Annotated in this window: 22 protein-coding genes and 1 pseudogene; 8 read left to right on the top strand and 15 right to left on the bottom strand. The window is 65.3% G+C overall.

All coding sequences use genetic code 11. The annotated features are described in order from the left end of the window. Positions 1–21: 21 nt before the first annotated feature. From CKJ84_RS01535 to CKJ84_RS01520, 5 genes and pseudogenes are all read right to left on the bottom strand, one after another. Positions 22–780 (bottom strand): SDR family NAD(P)-dependent oxidoreductase, encoded by a 759-nt coding sequence (locus tag CKJ84_RS01535; protein ID WP_095545720.1) that lies wholly within the window; start codon positions 778–780, stop codon positions 22–24. Positions 781–824: 44 nt separating this feature from the next. Continuing rightward, entirely contained in the window at positions 825–1121 is a 297-nt protein-coding gene (locus CKJ84_RS01530) for an FAD-binding domain-containing protein (RefSeq protein WP_233125440.1), read from the bottom strand. 142 nt (positions 1122–1263) lie between these two features. Further along, positions 1264–1398 (bottom strand): annotated as a pseudogene (locus tag CKJ84_RS12420) (deoxyribodipyrimidine photo-lyase); the annotation flags it as partial. Next, positions 1395–1490 carry a deoxyribodipyrimidine photo-lyase gene (locus tag CKJ84_RS12305; RefSeq protein WP_198949229.1) on the bottom strand — a complete coding sequence of 32 codons (96 nt, stop codon included), beginning with the start codon at positions 1488–1490 and terminating at the stop codon, positions 1395–1397. The gene CKJ84_RS12305 and the pseudogene CKJ84_RS12420, both read right to left, overlap by 4 nt. A gap of 20 nt (positions 1491–1510) precedes the next feature. Continuing rightward, positions 1511–2503 (bottom strand): suppressor of fused domain protein, encoded by a 993-nt coding sequence (locus CKJ84_RS01520; protein WP_095545718.1) that lies wholly within the window; start codon positions 2501–2503, stop codon positions 1511–1513. Between the two features lie 116 nt (positions 2504–2619). On the opposite strand from CKJ84_RS01520, the gene CKJ84_RS01515 reads away from it, so the two are divergent. Then, positions 2620–3423 carry a Bax inhibitor-1/YccA family protein gene (locus tag CKJ84_RS01515; protein ID WP_095545717.1) on the top strand — a complete coding sequence of 268 codons (804 nt, stop codon included), beginning with the start codon at positions 2620–2622 and terminating at the stop codon, positions 3421–3423. Positions 3424–3514: 91 nt separating this feature from the next. Here the strand turns inward: CKJ84_RS01515 and CKJ84_RS12165 are convergent, their stop codons facing one another. The 3 genes from CKJ84_RS12165 to CKJ84_RS01500 all read right to left on the bottom strand — a co-directional run bounded on the left by CKJ84_RS12165 (position 3515) and on the right by CKJ84_RS01500 (position 5229). Continuing rightward, the gene (locus tag CKJ84_RS12165) at positions 3515–4030 is read right to left on the bottom strand and encodes a hypothetical protein (RefSeq protein WP_095537674.1); all 516 of its coding nucleotides are present in this window, start codon (positions 4028–4030) and stop codon (positions 3515–3517) included. Between the two features lie 68 nt (positions 4031–4098). Then, positions 4099–4617, bottom strand: a complete 519-nt coding sequence (greA, locus tag CKJ84_RS01505) for a transcription elongation factor GreA (protein WP_095276849.1) — start codon at positions 4615–4617, stop codon at positions 4099–4101. A 126-nt stretch (positions 4618–4743) separates the two neighbouring features. Beyond that, positions 4744–5229, bottom strand: coding sequence for a DUF4307 domain-containing protein (locus CKJ84_RS01500; protein ID WP_233125439.1), 486 nt, complete (start codon positions 5227–5229; stop codon positions 4744–4746). A 133-nt stretch (positions 5230–5362) separates the two neighbouring features. Between CKJ84_RS01500 and mca the strand changes: the two genes are divergently transcribed. From mca to CKJ84_RS01485, 3 genes are read left to right on the top strand one after another with little or no spacing between them, the layout of a single operon-like run. After that, entirely contained in the window at positions 5363–6223 is an 861-nt protein-coding gene (gene mca, locus CKJ84_RS01495) for a mycothiol conjugate amidase Mca (protein WP_095545716.1), read from the top strand. Continuing rightward, complete coding sequence (locus CKJ84_RS01490) at positions 6220–6534, top strand: hypothetical protein (protein WP_095535680.1); 315 nt, start codon at positions 6220–6222, stop codon at positions 6532–6534. The genes mca and CKJ84_RS01490 overlap by 4 nt, the downstream gene beginning before the upstream one ends. Positions 6535–6549: 15 nt before the next feature. Continuing rightward, entirely contained in the window at positions 6550–7338 is a 789-nt protein-coding gene (locus CKJ84_RS01485; protein ID WP_198949228.1) for an isoprenyl transferase, read from the top strand. A gap of 16 nt (positions 7339–7354) precedes the next feature. Here the strand turns inward: CKJ84_RS01485 and coaA are convergent, their stop codons facing one another. Further along, positions 7355–8290, bottom strand: coding sequence for a type I pantothenate kinase (gene coaA, locus CKJ84_RS01480; RefSeq protein WP_233125438.1), 936 nt, complete (start codon positions 8288–8290; stop codon positions 7355–7357). Between the two features lie 179 nt (positions 8291–8469). Here coaA and glyA point away from each other — a divergent pair, with 179 nt between their 5' ends. After that, a complete protein-coding gene (glyA, locus tag CKJ84_RS01475; protein ID WP_095276837.1) occupies positions 8470–9762 on the top strand; it encodes a serine hydroxymethyltransferase in 1293 nt (430 codons plus the stop codon). A 4-nt stretch (positions 9763–9766) separates the two neighbouring features. On the opposite strand, the gene CKJ84_RS01470 is transcribed toward glyA, so the two are convergent. After that, on the bottom strand, positions 9767–10117 hold the full coding sequence (locus CKJ84_RS01470) for a DUF5997 family protein (protein ID WP_095535677.1): 351 nt from the start codon (positions 10115–10117) through the stop codon (positions 9767–9769). 24 nt (positions 10118–10141) lie between these two features. On the opposite strand from CKJ84_RS01470, the gene CKJ84_RS01465 reads away from it, so the two are divergent. The 3 genes from CKJ84_RS01465 (at position 10142) to CKJ84_RS01455 (ending at position 12221) form a co-directional block, all read left to right on the top strand. Continuing rightward, complete coding sequence (locus tag CKJ84_RS01465) at positions 10142–10816, top strand: LysR family transcriptional regulator (RefSeq protein WP_095545714.1); 675 nt, start codon at positions 10142–10144, stop codon at positions 10814–10816. A gap of 164 nt (positions 10817–10980) precedes the next feature. Next, a complete protein-coding gene (locus tag CKJ84_RS01460) occupies positions 10981–11577 on the top strand; it encodes an LGFP repeat-containing protein (RefSeq protein ID WP_095545713.1) in 597 nt (198 codons plus the stop codon). Between the two features lie 113 nt (positions 11578–11690). Beyond that, positions 11691–12221 carry a GNAT family N-acetyltransferase gene (locus CKJ84_RS01455; RefSeq protein ID WP_095276829.1) on the top strand — a complete coding sequence of 177 codons (531 nt, stop codon included), beginning with the start codon at positions 11691–11693 and terminating at the stop codon, positions 12219–12221. 74 nt (positions 12222–12295) lie between these two features. Here the strand turns inward: CKJ84_RS01455 and CKJ84_RS01450 are convergent, their stop codons facing one another. The 5 genes from CKJ84_RS01450 to glpX form a co-directional block, all read right to left on the bottom strand. Beyond that, positions 12296–13873, bottom strand: coding sequence for an MDR family MFS transporter (locus CKJ84_RS01450; protein WP_095545712.1), 1578 nt, complete (start codon positions 13871–13873; stop codon positions 12296–12298). Next, positions 13846–14490: a TetR/AcrR family transcriptional regulator gene (locus CKJ84_RS01445; RefSeq protein WP_133064045.1), complete on the bottom strand. Its 645-nt coding sequence runs from the start codon at positions 14488–14490 to the stop codon at positions 13846–13848. The genes CKJ84_RS01450 and CKJ84_RS01445 overlap by 28 nt, the downstream gene beginning before the upstream one ends. A 45-nt stretch (positions 14491–14535) precedes the next feature. After that, a complete protein-coding gene (locus CKJ84_RS01440; protein ID WP_095545711.1) occupies positions 14536–15051 on the bottom strand; it encodes a hypothetical protein in 516 nt (171 codons plus the stop codon). A 57-nt stretch (positions 15052–15108) separates the two neighbouring features. Beyond that, positions 15109–16509 (bottom strand): class II fumarate hydratase, encoded by a 1401-nt coding sequence (locus CKJ84_RS01435; RefSeq protein ID WP_095545710.1) that lies wholly within the window; start codon positions 16507–16509, stop codon positions 15109–15111. Between the two features lie 122 nt (positions 16510–16631). Continuing rightward, positions 16632–17651: a class II fructose-bisphosphatase gene (gene glpX / locus CKJ84_RS01430; protein ID WP_095545709.1), complete on the bottom strand. Its 1020-nt coding sequence runs from the start codon at positions 17649–17651 to the stop codon at positions 16632–16634. Positions 17652–17764 lie beyond the last annotated feature (113 nt).

Here is a 17764-nt window from a genome sequence, read left to right as displayed (position 1 = left end):
TTTTCGAGGGGGCTAGAAGGCCTAGACAGCAGTGTATCCGCCGTCGACGAGGTGGTAGGAGCCGTTGACAAAGGAGGCTTCGTCGCTGAGCAGGAAGCGGACCATGGCTGCGACCTCCTCCGCGCGACCGAGGCGAGCCTGCGGGTGGCGGGCAATGAGCTGCTGGCGCATCTCCTCAGACAGGCGGTTGAGCAGCGGGGTGTCGATGTAGCCGGGGCCGACGGCGTTGCAGCGGATGCCCTTGGCGGCGTAGTCCGCGGCGATGGACTTGGTCAGCCCGATCACGCCGTGCTTCGCGGCGGCGTACGCCGCGATCCCGCCTTGACGGGCGACGGAGCCGTGGATGGAGGACATGTTGACAATCGCGCACGGGATTCCATCCTGCTGCGTAAGCATCTGGTTGAGCTGGTAGTGGCAGCCGTAGGCGACGCCGTTGAGGTTGAAGTTGATGATTCGGTCCCAGTCCTCGAGTTTCTTCTCCGCGAGCGGGACTTGGTCACCGATACCGGCGTTGTTCACCGCGAGGTGGAGCGCGCCGAACGTCTCCACAGCGAACTTCACTGCTGCTTCGTTCTCTTGCGCGCTCGCGGCGTCCTGCTTGAGCGCGGCTGCGGTGCCGCCGGCCGCCTCGATGTCCTGGGCGACTGCACGGGCGGCGTCCTCGTTGATGTCGGCGACGACGACCTTCGCGCCGTTGGCGGCGAGGTCGGCGGCAACGGCCTTGCCGATGCCGGATGCTGCGCCGGTGACCAGCACGACGCGGTTGTCAAAGATGCCCATAGGGATGTCCTTTCGGTGGAGGTGGATGGGATCTTCGCACCAGACTAATGATGCGCCGCGATGTCGTCGTAGGCCGCTAACGCCACCTTGCGGGATGCCTGTACATCCACCATCGGCCCAGGATAGGCGGGGGTACTCACCTCGGGTACCCAGCGGCTGACGTACGCGCCGTCAGGGTCGAACTTCTGCTGCTGCGTGAGCGGATTGAAGATACGGAAGTACGGCACGCCCGTCTCCCCGCGCTGCCAGCGGGCGAGCTGCTCGAGGTGTTGCGCATCGGGGTCCATCTCTGGGTGCGCGACCGCGTGCCATACGGTCGCCGGGGGTGCAGTGCGCCGCAAGCGTTGCGCTCGACTCGGGCTCGTCCATGCTTGTCGACGCCCACTCGACCCCCTCCAATCCCTCAACGGCAGGGGCGGGTGTGGGGGACGGAGGGGCGTCGAGAAGCATGCCCTGTGCCTTCTTGGAAAAGGGCGTGAATACGCGGTAGGGCGTGCCGGAAGCAGTGCGGACCTCCCAGGGCTCGGTGAGCAGGAAGCCGGGGTGCGAGACCGCGCCGGTGGCCTCCTTGACCTGCGCGTCGATGTCGGTGAGGTGGTAGCGGCGGTTCCACGTCACCGCGGCGCCGAAGCAAGCGTCGCATTGTCGTGCAGGCGCAGGTCGTCGCGGAACCACACGAGGGTGGTGGGGGCGTTGGTGTCGTGGCTCATTGCACCGATGCTCGTGCGGGTTAGCGCTGCGTATCCACGACGTGCAACTCGAGTGGGGCGGTGACGAACCGGTACGTCCCTGGTGCCGCGTCCAGTTTGGCCAGGATTTCGTTGCGCACGTCCGGGGAGGTGGGCACGCGCAGACCGTCCTCCTCTGCAGTGATGGCTCCTGGGAGGTCGGGGTCGAACAGCAGCCAGTTACGACCTGCGACCAGGGCGAAAGGCCTGCCGAAGGGGAGGCGGTGGCGCATAGCGCGTAGGATCGCGCGGGCGCCGTCGACGGAGACGTCGATACGCCCGGTGCCCTCGACACCGAGCAGCCGCGACTCGACGGCGCCCACGGTCGATCCCTCGCGGGCGGTGGCCGCGGCGACAATGCGGCGGGCGGCGCGGTGCGTGGCTACATCCGCGCGCGCCGGATCGCTCAGCCCGAGGGGGAACGTGTCTCCGAGTACGCCCGTGAACTTCAGCGGGTCCCACGCCAGCGCGTCCTCGAGGTCGCGCGCGGTCAATCCCACGGCGTAGGTGAAGCGGACCATGGCCAGGCGCGAATCGATGACACCAAGCAGCGGGTCCGCGACGAAGCTGAACGCGGAAAGCCGCGCGCCATCTGCGACCGGCGCGTGGAAGTCGAAGTAGTGGCCGGGCTCGATGGGGCGGCCAGTCCTCCGGATGTGGCGGACCAACCGGCCCAGCACCGCCGCGGGCCAACCCGGGGGAAGCGGCGCGCCGGCTGCGGGAACCCGGAGCGTCAGCTCGGTGTGCGTGCCGGCGAGCGGGAGCGAGGAGCGCACCGGCGCCAGACCGAACGTGCTGAACAGGTAGTGGTCCACCGGGTGGCTGATCCGGAAGGCCAGGATTTCCACGTCCCCGTACTGCGCAGCAAACGGGTGTGCATCACCCGTGAGCTCGAGCAGACGCTCGTGCACGGCGTCGCCTACCGCGGCGGGGCGAAACCGTTGCTGGTGGGCGCGGGAAAACAGCTCCGGCGCGCCCCATTCGGGCAGATGCATACTCACACTTTAGGCCCGTGTGCCGCGAGCTTCATACGCGGATGGGAACTATCTGGGAAGGTGGGGCGTTACATAAGGTGACACGGACGATGGACAAGGAAAGGAATGGAAACCAGATGCGAAGTAGCAATCCGGTACTGAAGAACTTGCCCCAGGCCCAGCAGCAGGGCTACGGATACGGAAACAACGAGCACACCCCCTACGGTGGCGTCCAGACTGAGACCCCGCGGGCCCCGCAGGACGCACAGCGCCCGATGACGGTCGATGACATTGTGTCGAAGACCGGCATCACCCTCGCGGTGATCGTCGCGTTCGCCGCGGTGAATTTCGCCCTGTGCATGGGCGTGAACCAAGGCATCGGCATGATCCTGACGTTCGTCGGCGGTATCGCCGCGTTCATCACTGTGCTGGTCCACTCGTTTTCCAAGAGCTTTGGCTCGCCGACCGTCACGCTGCTCTACGCGGCGTTTGAAGGCCTGTTTGTCGGCGGCTTCTCCTTCCTCATCGGCGGGACGGCCGGTGAGCTCATCTTCCAGGCAATCCTGGGCACGATCGGCGTGTTTATCGGCATGCTGTTTGTCTACCGCACTGGCGCGATCCGCGTCACCCCGCGCTTCAACCGCGCACTGACCGGCATGATCTTTGGTGTCGCCATCCTCGCGCTGGGCAACTTCCTGCTCGCCATGTTCACCGGTATCAACCCGCTGCGTGGTGACGGCGTGATGGCCATCATCTTCAGCCTCGTCTGCATCGTGATCGCCTCGCTGTCCTTCCTGCAGGACTTCGACCTGGCCGACAAGCTGGTGCGTTCCGGTGCGCCGGCAAAGGAGGCATGGGGCGTCGCCCTCGGCCTGGCAGTGACGCTCATCTGGCTCTACACCGAGATTCTGCGCTTCCTGTCCATCTTCAATGATGATTAATCACTGAATACCAAACGCGCCCGGCCCGCACCTTGCAAGGAATCAAGGTTGCGGGCCGGGCGCGTTTCGCGTGCCCTGAGGCGGGGCGAAGTTACATGTCGCGCTCCGGGTACACCTGCGCGCCGTCCACGGTGATCGTGGTGTAGGCCAGTACGCCGTTGACAATCTCCGGTTCGGACAGGGAGACGGCGATGTTCTCCGGCTCCTGGCCCGGGGCCACGCGGGTGCCGGTGCCGGTAGCGGCGTCGGCCTCCCAGGAATCCCAGACGATGTCGCGCAGCAGGTTGCCCTGGTCGGTGCAATCCAGCACCAGCTCGGTCGGGCGCTCCAGCTCGACGGCGCCGCAGTTGGCGATGGTGGGGGTGCCGTCAGAGGCCGTGATAGTGGTCGGCTGCGCGGATGCGGTGCCAGACGCGGTAGCGGTGCCGGATGCAGCTGCGGTGCCGGACGGGGTCGCGCCGTAGGAAGCCAGCGAATCCGGGTCCTGGCTCTTCGCCGTGTCGACCTTCTCGGCGGAGTCAACCTGGTGCGGCGGGTGGCAGGCGGAGAGGGAAACTGCTGCCACGGCGAGCATGCCGGCCGCGGCCTTACGGGAAACGGAAATCACAGGTTTGATCCTTCAGTTAGTTCTAAGAGCGTGCAATAAAGCGGGGATGAGGCTGCGTGCTAGTGGTACTAGTCGCGCGGCGTGGAAGCCTTAACAGAATCATACGGCTCCGCGGAGAGAATCGTCACCGAAATCTCGCGGCCGTTCGGCGCGGTGTACTTCCGCGTATCGCCCTCGGAGGCGCCGACGACGGCTGCGCCAAGCGGGGAGTTCTCGGAGTAGGTCTCCAGGTCCTTGTTGTCGGTGGATGCAGCGCGGGTACCGATGAGGAAGGTCTCCTTATCGTTCTCGTCGCCGTTGTAGTACACGTGCACGACGGAACCGACGTGCGCGACGCCCTCGATGACGCCGGTGCGCTCGGTGGTGGAGTTGGCCAGCAGTTCGGAGATCTGCTTGATGCGGGCCTCTTCCTGGTCCTGCTGCTCACGAGCCGCGTCGTAGCCCGCGTTCTCCTTGAGGTCGCCCTCCTCGCGGCGCTCGTTGATCTCAGCAGCGATCACCGGGCGGTTATCAATCAGCTGCTGCAGCTCTGCCTCGAGCTTGTCCTTCATTTCCGGGGTGATGTACTGCTTTTGCGTCTCAGCCATGCGGAAAACCCTTCCCTCATACGTCAAAAACGAGCCCGCCTGTTTCCCAGGCCGGGCCCAGTCCGACGGATTACGTGGTCATACTCGTACAAATATACAGGCGGATCTTAACACACCGCCCGCAGGCTACCGGGCCGCGTAGTAGGCGCTTTCCGCGTCCATATAGTCCGGAGTCTTCTCCGAGCACCCGTAGACGCGCCCCGACGCGAGATCGCCGCGCACCGGCATGTCAACGGCGAGTCGCTCCATTTCCTCGCCCCCCGCGGGGATGACCACTTCACGGCGACCGATCTCCGCGTGGTGGTAGTCCACCGCGGTGACGATGCAATAGGACGGCACGTCAGTATCTTCGCGGGTCACGTCGATCCACAGCCGCGAGGTCGAGTCATCGACCTTCTCCTGCGAAATGAAATCTGCGCTGATCGGCTGCGCGGACCGCTCGCTCATCACGCGTGCCACGGCAAAAATGGCAAAACCCACCAGCAGCACCGCAGCGATCGCCATGATGCGCCCGGGCAGTTTGCTTGTCGACGCCCCCGTGCCCCCTCCGTACCGCGTACGCGAAGTACCGCCGTTGCCTGGTGCTGCGGATGTATTCGAGGTAGTGGACACTGCGGCGACCTCTCCTTCTGGGTTAGCGGCACGGGAGCGAACGATTGCTTCGCACTTGATGGTACTAAGATGGGCCGGAGTTGAAGCACTGCCCCCTACAAAAGTTGGAGTTCTCGTGACTGGTTTGCGGCTGATGGCAATCCACGCACACCCGGACGACGAATCGTCTAAGGGCGCGGCGACGATGGCGAAGTACGCGGCGGAAGGCAATCGCGTCAAGGTGGTCACCTGCACTGACGGCCGCCGGGGCGACATTTTGAACCCAGCTATGGATCGCCCGGGGGTGCTGGACAACCTCATCCAGGTTCGCGAGCGGGAGATGGCCCGCGCGGTTGAAGCACTCGGCGTCGAGCACGAGTGGATGGGCTACCAGGACTCCGGGCTGCCGGAAGGGGACCCGCTGCCCCCGTTGCCAGAGGGGTCGTTCGCCGTGCAGGATCCGGAGGCGGTGGCGGCCAAGCTGGTGGCGTCGATACGCGCATTCCGCCCGCACGTCATTATCACCTACGACGAAAACGGTGGCTACCCGCACCCGGACCACATCATGGTGCACACGATTTCCATGCTGGCCTGGGAAAAGGCGGGGGATCCGGAGTTTGCGCCCGAGGCGGGTGAGCCGTGGACGCCGCTGAAGCTGTATTACAGCCACGGGTTTATCCTGCAGCGGATGCGTCTGCTGCAGGAGCGACTCTACGCGCAGGGTAAGCCGAGCCCGTACGAGCTGATGATTGCGCGCTGGGAGCAGAACCAGGCCGACGTGATGAGCCGCGTGACCACGCAGGTGGAGTGCGGCGAGTACTTCGCGCAGCGCGAGGCGGCGCTCACCGCGCACGCCACCCAGATTGACCCGGCCGGCGCGTTTTTGGCCAGCTCGGTGCAGGACCAGCGAGACGCCTGGCCCACCGAGGAGTTCGAGCTCGCGCAGACCAGGGTGAAAACGTACTTGCCGGAGGACGACCTGTTCGCCGGAATCGAGGAGGAGGCCGAGAAATGAGCATTGGGTTCACAGCATCGTTGACCGCGTCCGCGGTGAACGCGTCGAGCTACGTGCTCGCGCAGGCGCCCGCGGAGACCCCGGTGGGGCCGGACTTTGGCAAGGCATCGCCAATCGGCCTGCTCATCCTGGTGGTGCTGGCCGTGGTGATCCTCTCGCTCGGGTTTGCCTTCCACCGCCGCTACTCGCGGTTCCGGCGCCGCCAGCAGTTCGCCGAGGCGCACGGGATCGACCCGTTCGACCAGGAGGCGCTGGACGCCGCGATGCGCGAGGCCGGCGTGCTGGACCTCGGGAAGAAGCGTATTTTCTAAGCGCGGGCGCGCCACATGAGTAGAGTGAGGACTGTGACGTTGCTGGAGAAGGTGCTGTACCCGCTGTACGAGCTGCGCTTGAAGCGCGAGCTGCGCGGCAAGAAGCGGCCTAAGCATATCGCTGTGATGGCGGACGGGAACCGTCGTTGGGCGCGCGAGGCCGGGCTGACCGACATCTCCCAGGGGCACCGAGCGGGCGGCGCGAAGATCGGCGAGCTGGTGCGCTGGTCCGCGGAAATGGACGTCGACGTGGTCACGCTCTACCTGCTCTCCACGGAGAACCTCCAGCGCACCTCCGAAGAGGTGGAGCTGCTCTTTGACATCATCTCTGACGTGATCGAGGACCTCGCGACGGAACACTATTCGTGCCGCGTGCGCCTCGTCGGCCACCTCGACCTGCTGCCTCCGGACGTGGTGGAGCGCATGCAGCGCTCCGCGGAGTCAACCACGGGGAAGGCGGGGCTGACCGTCAACATCGCCGTCGGCTACGGCGGGCGCCAGGAAATCGTGGACGCGGTGCGTTCCCTCATCCGGGACGAAGCCGCCCGCGGCGCCACGACGGACGCGCTGGCTGAGGCGGTCACGGTGGACTCGATCGGGGAGCACCTCTATACCTCGGGTCAACCGGACCCCGACCTGGTCATCCGCACCTCGGGCGAGCAGCGGCTGTCCGGATTCTTGCTCTGGCAGGCCGCCTACTCCGAAATCTGGTTTACGGATACGTACTGGCCCGCGTTCCGCAAGATCGACTTCCTGCGCGCGCTGCGCGAGTACTCCCAGCGGTCGCGTCGGTTCGGGAAGTAGGGGGCGCTGACAAGCGCTACAGCTTGCGCATGCGCACGCGCTGCACCGTGTGGTCGAAGCCCTTGCGCAGCACAAGCGAGGCGCGGGGGCGCGTGGGCAAGATGTTTTCCACCAGGTTCGGCAGGTTGATGGTCTGCCAGATTTCGCGGGCGCGGTGGGTCGCCTGGGCATCATCAAGCTGGGCGTAGTCGGCGAAGTGGGCGCCCGGCTCGCGGAACGCGGTGTGGCGCAGCTTGAGAAAGCGCGAGATGTACCAGTGCTCGATGTGCTCGACCGAGGCATCCACGTAGATTGAGAAGTCGAACAGATCCGAGACCATGAGCGTGGGGCCGGTCTGGAGGACGTTGAGGCCCTCGAGGATGAGGATGTCGGGCTGGCGGACCTCGATGTACTCACCGGGCAGGATGTTGTACGCCGTGTGCGAGTAGATGGGCGCCTTGACCACGGGCTGGCCGGATTTGACCTCAGTGACAAAGCGCATGAGGTTGCGGCGATCGTAGGATTCCGGGAAGCCCTTGCGCGACATGAGGTTGCGCTCCTGGAGGACCTCGGTGGGGTAGAGGAACCCGTCCGTGGTGATCAGGTCCACGCGGGGGTGCGACTCCCAGCGCTGCAGCAGGAGTTGGAGCACGCGCGCAGTGGTCGACTTGCCCACGGCCACCGAACCGGCCAGGCCGATGATGAATGGGACGTGGCCGGGGTCGCCGCCGATGAAGGTCTCGGTGGCGTTGGTGAGCTTCTGGCGGGCGCGGACCTGGAGGTGGATGAGACGCGATAAGGGGAGGTAGATGTCCTCGACCTCCTGCAAGTCAAGGTTTTCGCCGATACCGCTGAGCTTCTCCGCCTCCTCGGCGGTGAGCACCTGCGGCATCGTCGCGCGGCGCTCGCGCCAATCCTGGCGGTGGAAGTCCAGATAGGGGCTTGAGTCCGCTCCCCGTACACCTTGAGCCATGGGCCCCATTGTTCCACTCGCTGGAACACTGCTCGCGCTCAGGGCAGGGCTTGAAGAGGGCTTGAAGAGGGCTGGAAGTTGCCCCCGTGGGTGTGGGGTGGCGTTTATACTGCTAGAAAGTCACCGCGCTGCGGGGATTTTGCCATCGAATCTTGAACCATTGAAAGGACCCGGAGCACGTGTCTGAAGACTTCCGTTACCAGGACCTCGCCACCTTCGACCCCGAAGTACACGAGGCCATCGTCAACGAGCTGAGCCGGCAGCGCAACACCCTGGAGATGATCGCGTCCGAGAACTTCGTGCCGCGCGCCGTCCTGCAGGCACAGGGCTCTGTGCTGACCAACAAGTACGCCGAGGGCTACCCGGGCAAGCGCTACTACGGCGGCTGCGAGCACGTCGACGTGGTGGAGGAACTGGCCCAGGAGCGCGCAAAGCAGGTCTTCGGCGCGAAGTTTGCCAACGTGCAGCCGCACTCCGGCGCGCAGGCTAACGCCGCCGTCCTCATGGCGCTGGCGGAGCCGGGCGATACGATCCTGGGACTCAGCCTGGCGCACGGCGGCCACCTCACCCACGGCATGAAGATCAACTTCTCCGGCCGTCTTTACAACGTCGCGGCCTACGAGGTGGAGCAGGACACCCACACCATCGACATGGCGAAGCTGCGCGAGCAGGCGCGCGAGGTCAAGCCGAAGGTGATCATCGCCGGTTGGTCCGCCTACCCACGCCACGAGGATTTCGCCGAGTTCCGCTCCATCGCGGACGAAGTCGGCGCGTACCTGTGGGTCGACATGGCGCACTTTGCGGGCCTGGTTGCCGCCGGGCTGCACCCGTCGCCGGTGCCGCACGCCCACGTCGTGTCCTCCACGGTGCACAAGACCATCGGCGGCCCGCGCTCCGGCTTCATCCTCACCAACGACGAGGACCTGAACAAGAAGCTCAACTCCGCGGTCTTCCCCGGCCAGCAGGGCGGCCCGCTGATGCACGTGGTGGCGGCCAAGGCGACCGCGTTCAAGATCGCCGGCATGCCGGAGTTCAAGGACCGTCAGGAGCGCACCATCGAGGGCGCACGCATCCTCGCCGACCGCCTCACCCAACCGGATGCGAAGGAGGCCGGCGTGGACGTCGTCTCCGGCGGCACCGACGTGCACCTGGTCCTCGTGGACCTGCGCAACTCCAAGATGGACGGCCAGCAGGCGGAGGACCTGCTGCACAGCGCGGGCATTACCGTGAACCGCAACGCCGTGCCGTTCGACCCGCGCCCGCCGAAGGTCACCTCCGGCCTGCGCATCGGCACCTCCGCGCTGGCCACCCGCGGCTTTGGGAAGGAGGACTTCACCGAGGTCGCAGAGATTATTGCGGAGGCCCTGATCAAGGGCGAGGCCGCCGACACCGAGGCCCTGCACGCGCGCGTCGACGCGCTGGCGGAGAAGTACCCGCTCTACCCGGGCCTCGAAGACTGGAAGATGCTCTAGGGCGCTAGTTGTCGCTGCGCTGCTCGGCGTGCGCCGCGCGGGCCTCGCGCAGCCACTCCGGCTGGTCTGCCAGCAGCTCGCTGATCTCCTTGGAGGTCAGCGGGCGGTCCATCTCGTGCTTCTTCAGCGCGGTGATGGAAATGCCCAGCTTGCGGGCGACCTCGGGGCGGGGGTGCGGCCCGTTGTGGCGCAGCTCCTGCAGCCACTCGGGTGGATTCTGCTGGAGCTCTCGCAGCTCAGCATGGGTAACCGACCCGTCCTGAAACTCCTGCGGGGTGGCGGGCAGATACACACCGAGCTTCTTCGCGGCGGTTTCCGGCTTCATGGCCGTGCTGGAGGGCGTCTCATTGCTCATGCTGCACACGGTAGCATTCTGGGCATGCTCTCCCTCGTCTTCGTCACAGGTTCCGCGCCCAGCAAATGGATCCGGCGCTATCAGGAGGCCACGGGGGACTCCGTCGAGGCCATCGATGCCGCCGACCCCTGGGCAGTGCTTATCGACGCCCCCTCGTCCCCACCCACCGTCGCCTTGCTCCGCCTCCCGGACCCGCGCCTCGACGCCGCGAGCGAAGACTTCCACATGGTCCGCCTCTACGAGGAAGCCCCCGGGGTCGCCGTGCCCAAGGACTCCGTGTACGCGGAGGTGGGGGAGCAGGTCGCGGAATCGGACCTCGCCGATGAGTACGTCAACCTGCCGTTTTCGCACCGGCCCGACGTAGACGCGCTGCGCGAAGCGCTGCAGGTCGTCGCCGCGAACGTCGGTGTGGCGTACGGACCGCTGCCGTTGCTCAAGCACCTATCGAAGAAGCAGGTCGTGCCGCTCGAGGTGGCGGGACCATCGGTCGCGCCGACGCCGATCGCGCTGGTGTGGCGCAAGGACGACGACTGCGACGCGATCCAGGACTTCGTGGGGATCACCAAGGGGCGCTCGGTGCGGTCCTCGCGCGCCAACGCGGCCCAGAAGAGCCACAAGAGCCACAAGAAGCGGAAGAAGGGGAAGAAGGGGAAAGCGATCCAGCCGCGTGGACGGGGAAGGCGGCGCGGACGGAACTAGTGCGGGATGTGCACACTTTTTGTTTGCTATCCATGGGGATAGTGCAGGATTCTGTAAGGGGAGCGGGAGAGTTTACCCCCGTTCGGGTGGGGTAAAACGGCGTGGGAATGTATAGCTTGCATAATGGTCACGTCACGTAAACGACACAACGAAAGGTTTTGTTTATGAGCATCTCCCGCAAGATCGTCGCTTCCGCAGCTGCGCTGACCCTGGCCACCGGCCTGGTCGCTTGCTCCTCCGACGAGGGCGACAGCGAGAACGGCACCACCGTGGTCGAGGAGACCGCGACCGAGACCGCTACCGCCACCGAGACCGCTGGCGCCGAGGACGGCGCTGAGGGTGCCGAGGGCGCTGCAGGCGCGGGCGCTGCTGTCGGCGCTGAGGGTGGCACCACCGAAATCGCTACCGCGGACGGCGAGACCGCGATGGTCCCGAACGATCTGGCGGCGGCCATCGATAAGTACGCCGACCCGGCATGGGGCGAGCCGGCTTCCATCGAGGAGACCGCGAACGGCTGGATCGTCTCCTACGACGGCGAGCACTACGTCACCTGGAACGAGAACACCGGCGGCGCGCCGATCTGGGGCGAGATTGCGAACGAGTGGATCAACGGCAACCACGCCGAGACCCTCGGCTTCCCGCTCGAGGCGGAGACCCCGCTGCCGTCCGAGTCTGGCTGGATCCAGGAGTTCGAGCACGGCACCATCGAGTGGACCCGCGGCGACAACGGCGAGTTCGGCCCGATCATCAACCAGCACTAGTCTGGCGTAGCGTTACGCTATAGCTCGCGCCCCATTACCAGGAAAACCCTGGTGGTGGGGCGTTTTTCGTGCGCGGTTTGCGCGCTACTTCGAAGGCCATGACAATAGTGCGCATGGCCAAAAACGGTTTTAATATTCGTCCGATCCGCCCTGAGGACTACCCGCAGGTCCGTGAGATCTATGAGATGGGCTTGAGCACTGGAAACGCCACCTACGAGACGAAGGGGCAGACGTGGGAGGCGTTCTCCCGCGGTAAGATCATCGAGACCGTTTTCGTCGCCGTTGATGCGCTTGACGACGACAAGGTGCTCGGTTGGGTTGCCGCGGCGAAGGCGTCGTCGCGAAGCGTGTTCCATGGCGTGGTTGAGGATTCGATCTACACGCACCCCGATTCGCGCGGCATGGGCGTGTCCGGCGCGCTGCTGGACAAGCTGATCGAGACCTGCGTTGCGCTGGACAAGTGGTCGATTCACTCGTGGATCTTCCCGGAGAACACCGGCTCCGCGGGCCTGCACATCTCCCGCGGGTTTGAAAAGATCGGCACCTTCCACCACATGGCGAAGATGACGTACGGCGAGCGCGCCGGCGAGTGGCGCGACTCCGACATATACGAGCTGCTGCTGCCAAAACCCGACGAAAAGTAGGTCCGAAGAACGCAGAAAAGGAGCCACCCTGGCGAGTGCCAGGGTGGCTCCTTTGTGTTGGTCAGTGGCTCTTCCTAGTCCACAGTTTCCTTCAGCGGATCCTCAGTGATCGGGATGAGCAGGAGGAAGGCGATGACGGCGAGCGGCACGATCATCAGGAAGACCGGGGTGAGGCCGTCGTTGTAGCTGGTCAGCACGACCTCGCGGATCGCGTCGGGCAGCTGCGCCACCTGGTGCGGCGTGAGGTTGCTGCTGCCGCCGCTGAACTGCTGGCCGATCGCCTGCGCCTGCTCGGGCGGCAGCTGTGCCATCGCCTCAGGCATGCGCTCCTCCATGTGGGTGCGCATGTTGTGGATGAACAGCGAGCCAACCAGGGAGGCGCCGATGGAGGAACCGAGCTGGCGGAAGAAGTTGTTCGTCGCCGTCGCGGTGCCGACCATGGCAACCGGGAAGGAGTTCTGCACGATCAGGACCAGCACCTGCATGACCAGGCCGAGGCCGAAGCCGAAGATGAACATGTAGATGCCCAGCATGACCAGCGAGGTCTCGACGGTGAGGCGGGAGAAGAGGAACATGCCGACGGTGGTGATGGCCATACCCACCAGCGGGTACATCTTGTAGCGGCCGGTGCGAGAGATGACAAAGCCGACGGTCATGCCGGTGCCCAGCATGCCCAGCACCATCGGAATCATCATGAGACCCGCGTTCGTCGGGGTCATCTCGTGCACCATCTGCAGGTAGGTGGGCAGGTAGGCGAGTGCGCCGACCATTGCCATCCCGAGCACCGTGCCGGCGGCGGTGGTGAGCGCCATGTTCCGGTTCTTGAACAGGCCCATCGGGATCATCGGGTTCTTCGCACGCAGCTCAACGAAGACGAATGCGACGATGGCAACCACGGCGATAGCGATCGTGGTCAGGATGGTCGTGCTGCCCCACTCGTACTGGGTACCGCCCCATGTGGTGGTGAGGATCAGGCTGGTGGTGCCGATAATCATCAGCACCATGCCGAGCCAGTCGGCGTTAAGCGGGCCCTCGGAACCCTTGCGCAGGCGAAGGACGGAGGCAGAAACCAGCATGGCCAGAATGCCGAGCGGGATGTTCATCCACAGGCCCCAGCGCCAGCCCGGGCCGTCGGTGAACCAGCCGCCCAGGACAGGGCCGAGCACGGAGGCGACGCCGAACATGGCGCCCATAACGCCCATGTACTTGCCGCGTTCGCGGGCGGGGACGACCTCGGCGATGATGGATTGCGAGTTCACCATCATGCCGCCGGCACCAAGGCCCTGCACGGCGCGGCCGATGATAAGCAGCGTCATGGTGTGCGCGAAGCCGCCCAGGGCGGAGCCGATGACGAAGAGGCCGATCGAGCCGACGTAAAACCACTTGCGTCCCAGGCCGTCGCCAAACTTGCCGTTGATCGGCATCGCGATGGTCATGGTGATGAGGAACGCGGAGATGACCCAGCTCATGTGGTCAACGCCGCCGAGTTCGCCGACGATGGTCGGCAGGGCGGTGGAGAAGATCATCTGGCCCATGGAGCTCATCAGCATGGTGAGCAGGAGGGCCGTGAAAATCAGTCCAATGTGTTGCTTTGCACCGCCTTCAACGACGGTGCTCCCGGTTGTTACGCCGGAGTTACCGGATTGTTCCATTTCAGTTCCTTTGTAAACTCAGTAAACATGGCGCCTGCGCGCAGCAGGTTGGCTTTCAGGGTGCCTTCCGGTCGTTCCGGAAGGTGGAGATAGCGGGAGACGGCGAAGAAGAAGATCTCCACAACTGCGTGGATTTCTTCCTCGACCGGTCCGTCGAGCTTTCGGTCTTGCGGATGTTGTGCAAAGTGCTTATCGACGGCACGCCACAATGCCTTCATCGCCTCCCTTTTGCGAACCATCGCGGCGCTCTCAAGCTCCACGTGCTGGTGGAGTAGCTTGCGCCGACGGGCGAGGTGCTCTTGGTCTGCGGCCTCGGGGTGCTCCTCGAGCGACTCGATGATGAGCGCGACAAGGTTGTCCGAGGGCGTTGACGCGATGGCCTCGAGCCCGTCTTCGGTGAGATCGAAGGGGAATGCTCCAAGGATTGCGTGGTCCTTGGAGTCCATGTAGTTGAAAAAGGTGCGCCGGGAGATGTCGGCGGCTTGGCAGATGTCCTCGACGGTCGTGTTGTCGATTCCGTGTGCCTCGACCAGGTCCATAGCCGCTTCAAAGATGCGCCGCCTGGTGCGCTGTCGCTTCACCTCCCACGCGTTTGCGGAAGACTGTGAATTTTGCACGGAGTGCAATCTTACACTCAGTGCAAAGTTTGGCAAATCGTCTGTTTATGCCCGGTCAAACCCGATTGAGAGGGTGCCGCCGGCGATCCGCTGGTCGTCCTCAAGGTAGGTGAGCTCGACGAGCCCGTTGTCGGGCACAGCAACCTCCCAGCGCGCGTCGGCGCCGTTCGCGGTCTCGCACTTGTCGGTGAGTGGGTGATGGTGGAGCGTGGCGTCGATAAGCGCACTGCACCCGCTGTTTGGGTAGGTGACGGTCGCCGTGCCGCCGCCGAACGTGGCGACGACCGGCCACGATAGCGTATTCGCACCATCGGTGGTCTCCGCGAGGCGGACGAAGGTGCCGGAGTAGGTGCCCGCCGGGGCGAGGTCCGGGCCGGGCGCGGACGGCTGCGCGGTGACGGTAACCGTGGCCGGGAGGGAACTGTTGTGCGGGTTGCTTGACCAGTACGCGGCGGCGAGCGCGACGCCGATGAGGGCGAGCGCGAGCGCGAAGACGCCGCCGGCGACCCACGGCTTGTTGGAGCCGCCCGCGTGGCGCAGCTCGGAAAAGGAATCAGGCATGAAAAAGTCCCCAGCTCGGTAGTGATACTGGGGACTTATCCTAACCGGCGGGGCCGATTAGTTGCGATCGGTGTTGGCCATCGAGAGCACGTCGAGGCGCTTGTCCAGCTCCTCTTCGGTGAGCTTCTCGCCATCGACGAAGCCGAGGTCGATCACGGCCTGGCGGATGGTGATGCCCTCCTTGATCGCGTGCTTGGCCACCTTCGCCGCGTTCTCGTAACCAATCGCGGAGTTCAGCGGGGTCACGATGGACGGGGAGGACTCGGCAAGGCCGCGCATGCGCTCGACGTCGGGCTCGATCCCGTCGACAAGCTTGGTGGCAAACTGGCGGGCCGTGTTGGCCAGCAGACGCGAGGACTCGAGGACGTTGCGCGCCATCATCGGGATGAAGACGTTGAGCTCGAACTGGCCCTGGGTGCCGCCGAAGGCGATCGCGGCGTCGTTGCCGATGACCTGGGCGGAGACCTGGGTGGCGGTCTCGCACAGCACCGGGTTGACCTTGCCCGGCATGATGGAGGAGCCCGGCTGCAGGTCCGGGAGGTGGATCTCGCCGAAGCCTGCGAGCGGGCCGGAGCCCATCAGGCGGATGTCATTAGCGATCTTGTAGAAGGAAACGGCCACGGAGCGCATCGCGCCCGAGAACTCGACGAGCGCGTCGCGGTTCGCCTGGGCCTCGAAGTGGTTGGCCGCCTCGGACAGGGCGTCAACACCGGTGAGCTTCTTCAGCTCCTCGGTGACCTTGCTGCCGAACTCGGCCGGCGTGTTGATGCCGGTGCCGACGGCCGTGCCGCCGATGGCCAGCTCGCCGAGGCGCTCGACAGTGCCCTGGACGCGCTGGATGCCCAGCTCGATCTGGCGGGCGTAGCCGGAGAACTCCTGGCCCAGGGTCACCGGGGTGGCGTCCATGAGGTGGGTGCGGCCGGACTTGACGACCTCGTGCCACTCGTCAGCCTTTGCGGCCAGGGACTTCTGCAGGACCTCGAGGCCCGGAATCAGGTCCTGGACCGCGGCTTCCGTCGCCGCCACGTGGGTCGCGGTGGGGAAGGTGTCGTTGGAGGACTGGCCCATGTTGACGTCGTCGTTCGGGTGGACCTCAACGCCGTTCGCCTTCGCGATGGAGGCGATGACCTCGTTGGTATTCATGTTGGACGAGGTGCCGGAGCCGGTCTGGAACACGTCGATGGGGAACTGGTCGTTGTGCTTGCCGTCAGCGATCTCCTTCGCGGCGGCAATGATTGCGTCCGCCTTCTCGGCGTCCAGCTTGCCCAGGTCCTTGTTCACCTGCGCGCAGGCAGCCTTGAGCAGGCCGAGAGCGCGGATCTGCTGGTCTTCCAGGCCGCGGCCGGAGATGGGGAAGTTCTCGACGGCGCGCTGGGTCTGGGCGCGCCAGAGGGCGTCGACAGGCACCTTGACCTCGCCCATAGTGTCATGCTCGATGCGGTACTGCTGTTCTGTCATAACTAACGTCCTTTACTTACTTGCGTGGTTGGTCACAATATTCTTGAGCTCACGATTATGCCCCTTTTTCCCGCCGGGTGCGGTCGTCCCAGTTCGCGACCGCCCGATGTGGGGGAGGGGCGCTACTCGTGGGTGGGGTCCGAGTAGTCGACGACGGAGTACTGCTGCAGCTTGGCCAGCTTGTGCAGGGACTCCACGTAGCGGACCGTGCCGGACTTGGAGCGCATCACCAGGGAGCGGGTGGTGGCGCCGTTCTTGCGGTAGGACACGCCGCGCAGCATGTCGCCGTTGGTCACGCCGGTGGCGGCGAAGTAGCAGTTATCGGAGGTGACCAGCTCGTCGATGGTCAGAACGTGGTCGAGGTCGTGGCCCGCGGCGAGCACCTTCTCGCGCTCCTCCTCGGACTGCGGAGCCAGCATGCCCTGGATGTCGCCGCCCAGGCACTTCAGCGCGCACGCGGTGATGACGCCCTCCGGGGTGCCGCCGACGCCCATGGCCATGTCGATGGAGTTGGTGTCCTGCGCGGCGGCGATGGCGCCAGCGACGTCGCCGTCCATGATGAAGCGGACTTTGGCGCCGGCGGCGCGGATTTCGTCGACAAGCTGCTTGTGGCGCGGGCGGTCCAGCACGACCACCGTGACCTCGTTCGGGCGCACGCCCTTCGCCTTCGCGACGGACTGGACGTTCTCGGCGACAGACGCGGTGATGTCGATGTGGCCGGCGGCCTCCGGGCCGACCGCAATCTTGTTCATGTAGAACGCGTCCTTCGGGTTGTACATCGCCCCGCGGTCCGCAGCGGCGATGACGGAAATAGCGTTCGGGCGGCCCTCCGCCATGAGGCGGGTCCCGTCGACCGGGTCCACCGCCAGGTCGACGCGGGCGCCCTCGCCGTTGCCTACCTGCTCGCCGTTGAAGAGCATGGGGGCCTCGTCCTTCTCGCCCTCGCCAATCACGATGACGCCGTCCATGCTCACGGAGTTGATCATCTTGCGCATCGCGTCGACGGCCGCGCCGTCGCCCTCGTTCTTCTTCCCGCGGCCAACCCAGCGCCCCGAGGCCAGCGCTGCGGCCTCCGTGACGCGGACGAGCTCCATCGCAAGGTTGCGGTCGGGGACGTACTCTGTGGACTTCGATTCAGACATCGAAATGTGGCCTCCTGGGCGTAAATACATGCATCGAACATCAACGGGGGTGAACCGACACCACACCGCACCGTCTCATTGTCGCACTTTTGCGCCCGGTTTCGGCACCGAAT

The sequence above is a fragment of the Corynebacterium sp. NML 120412 genome (genome assembly GCF_002285155.1).
Lineage (GTDB): Bacteria > Actinomycetota > Actinomycetes > Mycobacteriales > Mycobacteriaceae > Corynebacterium > Corynebacterium gottingense.
The sequence above is the reverse complement of the archived record's forward strand: the minus strand, read 5'-3'. Positions and strand labels throughout refer to the sequence as shown.